This window comes from Paraburkholderia humisilvae, from assembly GCF_902859855.1.
GTDB classification, from domain to species: Bacteria; Pseudomonadota; Gammaproteobacteria; order Burkholderiales; family Burkholderiaceae; genus Paraburkholderia; species Paraburkholderia humisilvae.
In genome coordinates, this window is record NZ_CADIKH010000104.1 from 1 (window position 1) to 11,766 (window position 11,766).

9 protein-coding genes are annotated in these 11,766 nt (G+C 60.7%); 4 read left to right on the forward strand and 5 right to left on the reverse strand.

From position 1 onward, the window contains the following. The 3 genes from HV796_RS37700 to budC form a co-directional block, all read left to right on the forward strand. A partial coding sequence (locus HV796_RS37700) for a hypothetical protein (protein ID WP_217478125.1) occupies positions 1 to 725 on the forward strand: 725 nt, incomplete at its 5' end. Positions 726 to 807: 82 nt separating this feature from the next. After that, positions 808 to 1,104, forward strand: a complete 297-nt coding sequence (locus HV796_RS37705) for a hypothetical protein (protein ID WP_175232925.1) — start codon at positions 808 to 810, stop codon at positions 1,102 to 1,104. A gap of 887 nt (positions 1,105 to 1,991) precedes the next feature. After that, positions 1,992 to 2,738: a meso-2,3-butanediol dehydrogenase gene (gene budC, locus HV796_RS37710; RefSeq protein ID WP_343053068.1), complete on the forward strand. Its 747-nt coding sequence runs from the start codon at positions 1,992 to 1,994 to the stop codon at positions 2,736 to 2,738. 907 nt (positions 2,739 to 3,645) lie between these two features. Here the strand turns inward: budC and HV796_RS37715 are convergent. The 3 genes from HV796_RS37715 to HV796_RS37725 all read right to left on the reverse strand — a co-directional run bounded on the left by HV796_RS37715 (position 3,646) and on the right by HV796_RS37725 (position 7,179). Beyond that, positions 3,646 to 5,325, reverse strand: a complete 1,680-nt coding sequence (locus HV796_RS37715; RefSeq protein ID WP_175232927.1) for a hypothetical protein — start codon at positions 5,323 to 5,325, stop codon at positions 3,646 to 3,648. A gap of 203 nt (positions 5,326 to 5,528) precedes the next feature. Next, complete coding sequence (locus tag HV796_RS37720) at positions 5,529 to 5,960, reverse strand: hypothetical protein (RefSeq protein WP_175232928.1); 432 nt, start codon at positions 5,958 to 5,960, stop codon at positions 5,529 to 5,531. A gap of 208 nt (positions 5,961 to 6,168) precedes the next feature. Then, complete coding sequence (locus HV796_RS37725) at positions 6,169 to 7,179, reverse strand: UPF0149 family protein (RefSeq protein WP_246356277.1); 1,011 nt, start codon at positions 7,177 to 7,179, stop codon at positions 6,169 to 6,171. Here HV796_RS37725 and HV796_RS44635 point away from each other — a divergent pair. Further along, the gene (locus HV796_RS44635; protein WP_246356278.1) at positions 7,123 to 7,260 is read left to right on the forward strand and encodes a hypothetical protein; all 138 of its coding nucleotides are present in this window, start codon (positions 7,123 to 7,125) and stop codon (positions 7,258 to 7,260) included. The two genes, HV796_RS37725 and HV796_RS44635, sit on opposite strands and share 57 nt — an antisense overlap. 17 nt (positions 7,261 to 7,277) lie before the next feature. Here HV796_RS44635 and HV796_RS37730 read toward each other — a convergent pair whose 3' ends face one another. Both HV796_RS37730 and HV796_RS37735 read right to left on the reverse strand, forming a co-directional pair. Beyond that, positions 7,278 to 10,271, reverse strand: a complete 2,994-nt coding sequence (locus HV796_RS37730; RefSeq protein WP_175232930.1) for a Tn3 family transposase — start codon at positions 10,269 to 10,271, stop codon at positions 7,278 to 7,280. A gap of 45 nt (positions 10,272 to 10,316) precedes the next feature. After that, complete coding sequence (locus HV796_RS37735) at positions 10,317 to 11,516, reverse strand: tyrosine-type recombinase/integrase (RefSeq protein ID WP_175232931.1); 1,200 nt, start codon at positions 11,514 to 11,516, stop codon at positions 10,317 to 10,319. Between the last annotated feature and the right edge of the window lie 250 nt (positions 11,517 to 11,766).

Here is an 11,766-nt window from a genome sequence, read left to right on the forward strand (position 1 = left end):
CGTCGCTCGCAACAAGCTCAAAAGCGCTCAGCACCGACCTTCGATCATCGCCGCGTGCTGGATTCAGGCAACCTTGTGGTGACGTCATGATTTATGGAAAGGTCAATAGTCTCGACCTTGCCAAAGGCGGCAAAGTAGCGAGCCATTTGGTCAAGTACGCGCATCACCCCGATGGCGAAGCACATTTCTCGCAAGATGGAAAGGTGAAAACAATCATTCGACGGAAGGCCGTTCCGCTCGCGGATCAATCGGGACACTTGTTTACGATCCAGACCCAAGAGTTCACGAGCTTCCCTGTGCGCGAAACCGCCAAGAAAAAGCAACTGACGTTCAATATGCCAGACGACGTGGTCGCCCTCAGACTAACAGCCTGGAGGTTCCCCCTTTCGAACCTAGGCCTCGACGGAGACATTCCGACGGGTGGCATCCCGGTCATTCGAACGGCTGACGGCGTGAATCGCCCAGGTCTGTTGGTTTTGCCCCCCGACGGTGCACCGTTCGACGATGTCGCGCTATTCGTAACCGTGCAACCGATGCCAGCGATTTCGGAGGAAATGACTGCGCAACTGATATTTCTGGGCGGCTTCGATCCAGCCTCGATTGCATTGAATCACGCAAAAGACACTGAATTCCTCGCCTTCGCATATCCGTGCTCAGATTTCGAGGCGCTTAAACACAGCATCGGAGCAATCGATTTTGTCCCCGCATCCACATCTGTAATTTGAACTTCAAGGTACGTTGACTTTCACGAAGTGGACGTCGATATTTCATAGAAAAAGGGTGCGCCCGGCATCGGACCAAAGGACGTTGATTATTGGTGATGGTTGGGACGAGTTTCGCAAGAAGATTGCTGAGACCACAGTTGCAGTACCCAACTGGCATGTCGGAAGCGACAACTGGCTCGAACATGTATTGAAAGGTCTTTGGCCGCAGTTCGTCGCATTGCGTGACGAGATCACAAGCGATGCTACCCGAACCACCGTCGAGGCACGCGCCAACTATGAAAAGTGGCGCGCGCAGCTGATTCCCCTGAATCCCGGAGCATCCGCCGTGGAGATTGATGAAGAAGCGAAGCGGCGATCTGGTATTGACAAAACGCTTTAAGAGCGAGTTTCCCATCGCTATTTGGGGCGGATCATGCCTCTTTACACCGAGGTAGCGATACTCTCAGCGTCGCTCTGTGAAGCCGAGATCAATCTCGCGCTGGCATGGGGACTCTCGATGCTCGATAAGGAGGACGTTTTCCAACTGATCGAATCAAAGTCGACGCCTGAAAAATGGTTGCATGGGCCGAAAATAGTGCTACCTGACTACAGGATGCCACTAGGTTGTGCCGAGGCCGAAGCACTACGTAAAGTCTTTAGTGAGAGAAATCGTCTAGTTCATCCCAAGTCGACGGTCCAAAAGGCCGGTCAGCAGAAACTGGGCGCCAAGGCGCTCAAGCCACCCAAGCTTGCGGATCTGTCAGCGTCGGATAGATACTCCCTTCTGGGGAAATTACGGCCGACGTTGACACGGATCTGCTTATGTGGATCGGGCGCTACTTGATCTGGCCGATTTTTTACGAACACAACCGCCGATCAACGGTGACCGGTTTCCCGTTATGACTCGGAGAGGTGCGATCGAACGGGCGCCCCAGCATAACCTTCCACGACCATCCGATCTGCCTCGGGAATCCCCGCCGACATCGCCCTAAGCCTACTCAGACTGATACGGACGCCTGTTCCGTTGCGTAGGCTCCGATCGGCGTCCGTAACTGAGCGTCCGCTTTCGAGAAAACTGAGAGACCGTTCAGGGTCGGCTATGGTCTGACGCGGTGGTCGACTCGCGGCCAGGAGCGGTCCACTAGATGATTTTCAATCATCAAAACGCTGCGAAAGCGAAGGTAGTTGACGCTATCCACAGGACTGTCGTAAGGTGTTTTCCCTTCTATCGATAATTTAGACAACAGGGTGTCCACAGTGGAAGGAAAGCGTTTTCAAAACAAAGTTGTGATCGTCACTGGTGCAGGCAGCGGCATCGGGGCTGCGACAGCGCGCCGTTTTGCCGACGAGGGCGCATACGTTGTGCTGGCCGGCCGCAGCGAGGGAAAGCTGCAGCATATCGCGGACGCCCTTGGCGCTGCACAGCGAAGTTTTGTCCATGTATGCGACATAACTGTGCGCGCGGACGTCGAACGCCTCGTCGAGGCTGCGCTTGCACGTTTCGACCGCGTGGACGTTGTCGTCAATAATGCTGGCGTCGGCGCGCTGCGTAGCCTGCTCGACGTAACGGATGAGCACTGGCACAGCACGGTGAACACCAATCTGAGCGGTCCGTTCTATCTCATTCGTGCTGCGCTTCCTCATTTGTTGAAGACGAAAGGCTCGGTCATCAATGTTTCATCGGTGTGCGGTCTTGGTGCTGATCCGGGCTTCAACGTATACAACGCCTCGAAGGGCGGCCTTAGCAACTTCACGCGCAGTCTTGCGCTCGAACTGGGCAAGCATGGCGTACGTGTGAATGCGGTCAGCCCCGGTATGACGTTCACTGAAATGAACATGCCAGTCTTCGAGCAACACCCTGCAATGCAGCAGGCGTTCGAAAGCCGAATTCCGATGGGACGCGGCGCGCAACCTCACGAAGTAGCCGCCGTGATCGCGTTTCTGGCAAGTGACGACGCGAGCTTTGTGAACGGTGTCGACTTGCCGGTGGACGGCGGCGGAAGCGCGTCGTCCGGTCAGCCGCTTTTCATGTAGTCGAACGCCCGCCCAAGGGCAGGCGTGCCCCTGCGCTCGCTTGGATCGCCCCTCGCCGCAATGTGTCTGCCGGTCCCCCGCACGACACAGTTGGTTGTTGACGTTCTACAGCACCTCGCCCGGTCGCCAACGGCGGCTTTCGGAAAGAAGCAAAGACCGCTTTGGGTCGTACCGGGCCTTTCGAGGCGCTCCACACCGGCCATTCAGAGTCGCGTGCCGCCGCAGATGTTGGCGAAAACATGACTGGCGTGATAACTCTTGTTATCGCAACAGCGGCATTTTCAGCCGTAACCGGCTTCCGGCGATTCGCGCCTGGGCTTTGCTGACGGCTCGACCGCCAACCAGCGATTTTCCCTGCCCGATCAGCAGCATGGCGCGCGATCAGACCTTCGCGATGCGAATTGACAAACTTATTACGGACATACGCGAGTTGACGTTTTTATTACGATTCAACGGGATATAAAAGTGTCAACTCGCTCGTGCTCAGCCGCGCCGTTGCGATGCAGGGGTAGTGACAGTTTTTTTCGGCGCGTACCACGTCCATCAGTACCAGAATGGCGGCATGTCCGGCGATGACTTTGCGGCGCAATTTACATCGCGATTGGACAGGGCCAGCACCTCGAATTTCACTACGAGCAGTGACCACGGAAAACTGGAAAAGCCATAATTGTGTCGAACATCAGCGCCGAAGTGCTCGACTGCCTCCGCAACGCGGCTAGTCTTCACGCAGTGGCAACGTTTGCAGCGTCACGGCTCGCCAGGATCGACAGCAGCAATGTGTTTTGATTGTTCCCGAGTTCGCTTCGTACCAGTTTCAGCGCATGCTCCTGCCGGTCGAAGAATTCTCGCGCGCTACTGAGCGTCGGATGCCGATGCAAAGCATCCAGAAAAGCGGCCAGTACGGTTTTCAGATAGAACTCGAGATTCGCCAGAGCAACGTAGCGCCGACCATCCGCTGGCCGCTATGAACGATATCGCAACGTGCGCGGTAGATGCGCTGGACATGCCAGCGCATCCGGCGCTCGTGGTTCGACAGGGCGGACCGCAGTTTGCTGTTGTCAGTAAAAACCGCAAGCAACCGGCGGAGGTGAAGTCGCACGAAGGGCGCATCGTCACAAGCAGTTTCGATAGCGAGCCGGTGCGCCGGGTCCTGCAGCAGCGCGTGGAATTCAGCAAGCTTGATACTTTTCAGTTCCACGGGTGTACCCGCTGCGTCCGCAAGTTCGATCTTCAGTTCGTTGACAAGGATGTCGCGCAATGCCAGAAGATGCTTGGGCAGATAGGACAGCGTGACAGTCGGACCGAGCGACTGTTCGACGCCGTTGCCGATGCCGTCACTGCCGCTGCTGCTGCCCTTTACGAGATATTCGACCGCCGTCCACCAGTTGACGAGCTTGTTCTCAAAATTTGAGGAATCGGCACCGGTGCGGTACAGCCGGAACGCCGAATAGATCCGATCCTTCGTTTCGGAAGCAAGTGTGCCGCTGGCCACCAGTTCCTGGAGCCGGCGCATAAAAACCTCAAGTTGCTGTGCGCTAAGCGATGAATCCGGATTCGGTACGCTGCCCGGCAACGGTAACAGGATATGTTTGCCGGTCTTTTCTACAAGGAACCGGTCTGCGAGGTGGACATTCTTGCGCTCATAGTCGTAGCGCACAACATCCAGCACGCCGGCGATGTGGTCGCTCGCGATCGACCCTGCGATCCGGCCATCCGGCGCATCCACTGTCATGGTCGCAAACAGTCGCCCGCCAAATGGGCGCGCATAGCGTTGTACGTATCCGCTCGAATTTGCGCCGACATTAGGTGGTGCCGTGCTGAACGCGATATCCCCAACGGTTTGTGGAAAATTTGTGGGGTTGCTTGCGCCGTTGATCTGAAACGTGATGCGATAGGGTCTGGGTGCCCCGGTCAACCGGCTGAACACACCGCGCAGCGCTTCATGAAACGCATACGGCCTGCCCGCCGTTCCCGCGTCGGCCGGCAGCAGCATGTCCCGGTACAGCTTGAACAACGAGGCGAAGCTCCATCCCTGGTTGACGAGCGTGCTTAAGAGTGCTGAGAGAAAGTTCTCGATTTTCTGGAGTTGCGGCTCGAGCGCGTCGAACGCTTCGTTGGCGTCCGGCGTCATGAGTTCGGCTGACAGCCAGGCGATACTTTTCGGGACAAAATGCTGCTCAAGCGCATGGATGAGCTCGCGCCCGAATGCATCGACCAGGAACCGGTCCTTCATCAACTGCGTACCGGCATGCCTCGCGGCGTCAGTGCTCTTCGCGCCTTCCTCTGACGCCGCTTTCACCGGTTTGCTGTCTGCCACGTCCTTAAGCAGTGCGATAAGCTGTGACGCGGCGGGCTGGAAAGCGGCATCCTGCAAGAGGGCAGCAGCGTTCAGGACCTCGTACGCTTCCAGCGCTACCCGACCGATGTCAGGTTCTTTTGCGTGCTCCACGTCGAACATGCGGAGCAGTTCGCGCGTGATGTTCAATGGATTCATGGCACGCACGCGAAAGGCGTCCAGCGACGCTTCGTGGACAAGGTTGAACCAGCAGTCGCAAAAGAACCGCTGGCGCACCGTCAGCGTGTGCACCGTGCTAATCCGGCGATCGGTACGCATAAGTTGCCTGGAAGGTGGAAAAAAGCTATTCTAGTGGCGCAGTCGGCGCACAGGCAGGCGTCGGCGACAGAAAAAAGGGGTCAGGGTTTGCTGGTCTGGACGTCGTTCCGCGGCATTCTCCGCCCCGCCTACACAACGGCCCGCCCAGATCGCGGGCCGTTTTTTTGCGTCGGGATCTAGTTCAGCTTGATCGCGAGCATCTCCCGAATAGCGCTGGCCGCCCAGGCGTCCAGGGTGAAACTGTCGATGGCAGCGAGCAGCCCCTCGGTCCAGTCCGTATTCGAGGCCGTCCACTTGACGATCCGCTCGCTGCCACGGGAATCCAGGCGGTGCGCGATGATGTTGCTCATCACCTTCGCCGGCACGCTGTCCGCGACGAAACGCGCGTTGCCCGGATGCACCACTTTGAACATCGCTACGACCGCATTCAGGTCTGCCAGCCTGTCTTCGCGCGCCAGTTCAGTAAGCAGGGTGAGCGTCGCGCCGGACGGCGTGTTGTAGTCGGACGAGCCCTGCAGATTGAGCGCACTCATGGCGCGTTCGATCACCGATACCGGTGTATTGAGTTCGCGGCCGATCCGCCGCACGTTCGTTGTAAGACGCTTCATTCGAAGCTCCTCTGAAAAGTTTCGTATCGCCTGGACGTCGTCCCGTGACGCCGCCCAGACCCGGACTTCCGTCCATCCCGCCTGAAGGCGGGCCTTGCGTTGCGCGCTGACCCGCGCCTTGTCGCTCGGCGTCGGCCTTTGGGGATCAACGGAACGGAAATTGCACATAAGCGCAGACCGTTCCCTGACGGCCGCGACGTAAGGGTGGTCAGTGCTTCGTTGCGCTGGCCGGCGCAGAGCCCATGACCGCCGCGATGCCCTCGGTGTCAATCGTTTTCAGGGCTTCGGCCAGGGCGGCATGATCGGTCGGAAACGATTTGTCCCAGACCGTCGAATTGCCGAATTCGTCAACGATTTCGAGCAGCCATCCTCCTTCGCCGTTCTCGTATATCTCGATTTCGACTGCTGTTCCGTCACGGGCAACCCGCTGACTGAGCGACGAAAGCACGAAGGGAGGCCCGCCTGTGTCCGGCTCGACCGGGTCCGGAGGGAAACCGGATCGGAAATCATCCATGACTGCTCCCGAACCGTGGCAGCGCTTGTATTTCCGGCCTGATCCACACGGACATGGATCGTTGCGACCGATTTTCGGTTCGCGCCGGCGCGACTGGCTGGCAGCAATCACGCCGGGCATTTCGCCGCGCGCGATCTGCTGTCTGCGCTGCCCGACCCAGTACTGGTGGATATGGCTGACCGAATCGGCCAGCGAAAGTGCGAATGCCTGATGTTGCTCCAGGCTGTATCGCTGGCGCTCCAGTTCCGCCCAGCCGTCTGGCGTGCCGTAAAGCATGATGACCGTGAACCATTCAGGATGCGACGCGATGAGCGGGTCCCATGCCTCACGGTCGATTTCGATGCCCTTGCAATACCCTTCGCACCATTCATCGATGATCGACAGCGTGTTTCCTTCGACCTCCCGTTCTGGCAGCAAGGGTTCGTACGCATCGGGCGTCTGGTTCAGCGAGTCGTTCACGTCGTTCCAGTGCCGCAGGATGAGGCCAGTGATACGCCGCGCCTCGCTCGTGCTGGCAAACCGGGGGGCGTTCTTTCCGTGTTCGGCGTCCCAGATCCACGGTAGCATCGCGCTGGGCATCAGCATGTTGGGTCCCGACGCAACGGCGGTGATGAAGCCGTCCATCATCGAAACGTCCATAGAATCGTCATGGACGGCGCCGCTGATCAGGAAGTCATCGAGCAGTTCGATTTCCGCGTCAGTCAGCGGCTGGTCAAGCCAGACATCGTCTTTCATTCGTTTTCCACATATTCGGGTGTGCGGCCGTCATCCTGCGTGTGGCGGTAGCGGGAGCGCAACTTTCATCAGGCGGCTTCGGCGGCACCGTCATCAGGATCGCGCAACGGTCGCAATTCGCCGCGGGCCACCGCCTCATGCATCGCAAACGAGTAGCGGCCCAGCATGTTGATGTGCTCGAAGCCGAGCGGATCAAGCCGGGCCACGTCGTCGTCGCGAACCTCAAAGCCTTCGGCGCGCAGTTGGGCGAGCACGGCGTCCATGTAAATCGTGTTCCAGAGCACGATGACGTTCAGGATCAACCCGAGGGCGCCCAGTTGGTCTTCCTGACCTTCGCGGTACTGCTGATGCAGTTCGCCGCGTTTGCCATGGAACAGCTCGCGCGCAAGCTGATGCCGGCGTTCGCCCAGATTCAGCTGGATCAACGTATCGCGTCGATGCGCTTCGTCGTCGATGTAGCGCAACGTATGGATCGTTTTCTCGATGCGGCCAAACTCGGCCAGAGCCCGTGCAAGGCGGGTCATCCGGTCACCGGCCTGCAGCACTCTCATGATACCCGTTGCAGGCACCAGCCCGAGCCTGAGCGAACCGGCCAGACGCAGCAGGTCGTCCCAGAACGGTTCGATCCGGTTCAGTATTACGCGCTGCCTTGCGAGCCCGTTCAGCTTGCCATAGTCTGCGTCCGGGTCAACGCGCCAGAAGCGTGTACCGCCGATGTCGGCCAGACGCGGGCTGAAGCGGTAGCCGAGCAGGCGGAACAGCCCAAACACCACGTCACTGTAGGCGCCGGTATCGGTCATGATACGGGTAGGCTGCAGTTCGGTCTGCTGTTCAAGCACCACGGCCAGCAGCACGAGGCTGTCGCGCAAGGTGCCGGGCACGGTGATCGCATTCAGGCCGGAGGCCTGATCCGAGATCAGGTTGTACCATGTGACGCCTCGCTGCTGGTTGAAGTACTTCGGGTTTGGCGCGGCATGCACGGAGCGCACGGGAACCACGAACCGCAGGCCGTCGGCCGAAGCGACATCCCCTCCGCCCCAGACACGCGCGAGGTCGATCCTGCTTTGCGCGGCAACCAGCATTGCGTTTGCTGTACCCAGCGTGTCGTCGCGCACATAATGCTGGTCGACCCAGAGAAGCCGGTCCCGCCGCAGGGCGGGTACGTCCTGACGCACGAAAGGTTCGGGTCCCGTGTTGCAGGCCTGGGCGAGCAGTACGGCGCACAGGCTGGTGGTCAGGTCCGAGGCTCGGGCCGCGCGTTCGGTCACATGCGTGAACGCCTGCGTGAAACTCGTACGGGCGGCGATTTCCAGAACGATTTCGGGCAGATCGACGCGCGGCATGCGCGCTCTGACTTCATTGCGCAAAGCCTTCAGCGTTGGCGGCTCATCGAGCCGGTCGAGCGGGCTCAATACGAGTTCGTCTTTGCCAGCGACGGTTTCGATCCTGACGGCAGGATTATGCGGCAGGCGGGCTTCGACTGCGCGGTAGGCCTGGTCCAGCTCGGCTGCGATCGCCGCGAGCGCCGGCATGGGGTCGCTGGATACTCCCAACGCGCGGCACACCATGGGGCGGGTGGCTTCCCATTCGGTGCCGTTAAGCAAGCCGGCTCGCGGATCGGCATAGCGCCAGCTCGGCGCGACAAAGATGTCGCGCCGATGCAGTGCTGCCTTCAACCGGTCGAGCACGCAGAATGCATAGGCAGCGTAATCCGTCTTGCCATGCTCATCGAGCATGTGGCGCTTCCAGCCCTTGTCGATGATGGCTTCGGGCGGATCATGAGCCGGTCGCTGGCGCAGCCAGTCGAGCGCAGCGACGAGAGGCTCACCCGCCGCATTCGCCTCGAACCTCACGAGGCGCAACAGCGTGGGCATGAAGCGCGCGACACTCTGCCGCTTCTTGCGCAACGCCTCATAGAAAACGTCATCGGGTGGTCGAACGAGCGTGTTGACATCATCCAGCGCCTGCGTGAGCACATCGCGACCGATAGCCTCGTAGATCCGTTCGCGCAGTGTCGCGTCGGATACATCGGGATCCAGCAACAGCCGGCACGCATCGGCAAGCGTCGCGGCGGCCTTGTCGAGGTCCTTCAGGCTGCGTAGCCGCACGCGCCGGTCGTCGCGCTCGGCCATCGAGAACAGGTCGCGCAGCAGCATATCGAGCACATCAAGCGCATCATCCTGGGCGCTGGCTTCCATGCTGTGTACGAAAGCGACCAGCACCGCGAGCTGACGCGCCGGGGGCAGCCGGTTGAGGACGGTCACCTTGACGGTGCCGGCAAAACGCGCGAGCGCGGCCAGACGGCTACGCGGGATATGTGCGGCGGCCGGCAGACTGATGCCGAGTTCGCGTATGGTTTCCACGCGCTGCAGGGCCTGCACGAGCGCAGGACCGCTGACGCGGACCGGGCCCTTGCGCAGTTTGTCCAGCCATGACTGCCGGCTGCCCTCGGCAACTGTCAGCAATGCTTCGAGCTTTTTTCGCTGATCATCGGTGATGCCGCCTGCAAGCAGGCGCCACAGCCGCACTTCCATCCTCGCGCGCACCTGCGCGACGAAGCGTTCCAGCGTGGTGACACCGGGCAGCAGGACCTTGTGCGTGAGCATCCAGGCCGTCGCGCGTTCGAACAGTACGCCGGGCCGCTCGGTTCCGGTCCAGCAAAGCGCACAGAGCCAGCGCGTCAGGCGGAAGCCAACGGTCGGATCGGACAATTCGCGATAACCGTACCGTTCACGGATTTCGGCAACGTGCCGTCGGCGCTGGCGGGTATTCTGGTATTCGCCCAGGCCCGTGATGTCGGTGATCTCCAGCTGGGCTGCCACTGTGACGCGTACCCTGGGCGGCACGTCATCAACCGGACGATCAAGGAATGTGCCGAGATAGCGTACGGTCGTCAGCTGCAACGCGAAGCCAAGCCGGTTGTGGTCGCCGCGGCGCATCAGGATAAGTTCGCGCATCCCGTCGTCGAGATAGAAGAAGCGCGCGAGATCCTCGTCGGAGAGTTCACGCGGGTAGCGACCGTACTGTTCGCGCTGGGTTGGGGTAAGAAAGCTGACCGGCATAAGGTTCGGCGCAACGCAGGGTTGTTGTTCCTGTCCAGCTGCGGCTCAGACCCAGCCAAGCCGGTGGAGGGCCTGTGTCGCTGCATGCCGTGCGTCATCCTCCGCATGCAGATACACACTGGTCGTCGCCAGTGACGCGTGCCCGAGGTTGTCGCGCACGAAACGCAGGTCGACCTTCTGGTCACTCATGTGCGACCCGGCGGTATGCCTCACCCAGTGTGCCGACGCGCCGGCGAGCTGGTCGGCCTGCGCGAGCCATTCCGGCCCCCGCGCCCGCAACCTCGCGGCGGCCAGGGCGAAGACTTCCTTGACGATCAGGTGAACCGCGCCGCGCGACAGCGGCTTCTCCTGCCCGATCAGGGGCAGCAGCAGCGGACGCATTTCTCCCCGGTACGGCGATGGCGGCAGGCCATGTGCGCGCCGGTAGCGGGCCAGTTCCGCGATCAGTTCGTCGGTGGCGGGCACGAGGCGCGTCCTGTTACCTTTGCCGCGTACTTCGATCCACCAGCGCTCGACGCCGGCGGCGTCGCGCCGGCAGAAGACGGCGCCCATGGGCGTACTGGCAATCTCGGTGGCGCGCAGGCCGGCCAGATACAGCACGGTGAACAGCCACCGGCAGCGCGCGGCGTGCAGCCGCTCGCGTTCGGTGCCTGCAGGGAGCGTTTCGATCGTCGTCTTGACCACGCCCCACCACTCATGCGTCAGATAACGCGTGATGGCCGGTTTCGTCGCCACGCCGCGGCGACGCGTGAGCGACAGCGGATTGCCGGCGAGATAGCCGGCGTCGACGAGCCAGGCAAACATGGCGTTGAGAATCGTCATCGCGTGACGTATGCTGGTCGGCGACAGCGGGCCGGCAAAGGGTCGCCAGTCGGGCGAAGCGCGGCCGGGTTTCTTGCGCACGCTCATGACCCAGCGCCAGGCCGGTTGCGGATCGGCGAGGAAGCGCTGATAGACGAGCAGGTCTTCGTGCGTCAGTGACGACAGGGGCTTGCCATGCTGGATCACCACCCACAGCAATAACCGTTCGGCTTCCTTGCGATAGACGGCGACGGTGCCAGGCACATCGGCGTAGCGCGCGAGCCACGCCGTGATCGCGGACAGGTCATCACCAGCGCTGACGAGACGGATCGCGCCGCGCGCGCGGTTCGTGCCGGCGGCGCCGGACAGGTCGGTCGGGATGCGCAACTGTTCGATGGGCCGGGCGGGCCCATCGGGCGCAATGAGGACGGCGGGCTGGGGCATGGATGCGACGCGTTGAAGAGATCGCTGCACAGTATAGTCTAGACAGAAGCGCCCTTATGTCTAAAGGGCGGCTCTAATATCAAGATACTTTATGGTTTACGTTGTATTATTTATATCAAATCGCCACACATCATGCCCTCATGACGACCCCACCCGTCTCACCGAACGATGAGCCGGCCCTGCTGGCCGACATCGCCGCGCTGCGCGCTCGCGGCACCGATACTCGCGAGCTGTACCGCGAAGCCTGCGC

What these genes read in the sequence shown, in the direction of transcription:
- HV796_RS37720 (WP_175232928.1), bottom strand. Translation starts at nt 5,960, where the DNA reads ATGAAGCGTCTTACAACGAACGTGCGGCGGATCGGCCGCGAACTCAAT.
- HV796_RS44635 (WP_246356278.1), top strand. Translation starts at nt 7,123, where the DNA reads ATGGACGGCGCCGCTGATCAGGAAGTCATCGAGCAGTTCGATTTCCGC.
- HV796_RS37730 (WP_175232930.1), bottom strand. Translation starts at nt 10,271, where the DNA reads ATGCCGGTCAGCTTTCTTACCCCAACCCAGCGCGAACAGTACGGTCGC.
- HV796_RS37735 (WP_175232931.1), bottom strand. Translation starts at nt 11,516, where the DNA reads ATGCCCCAGCCCGCCGTCCTCATTGCGCCCGATGGGCCCGCCCGGCCC.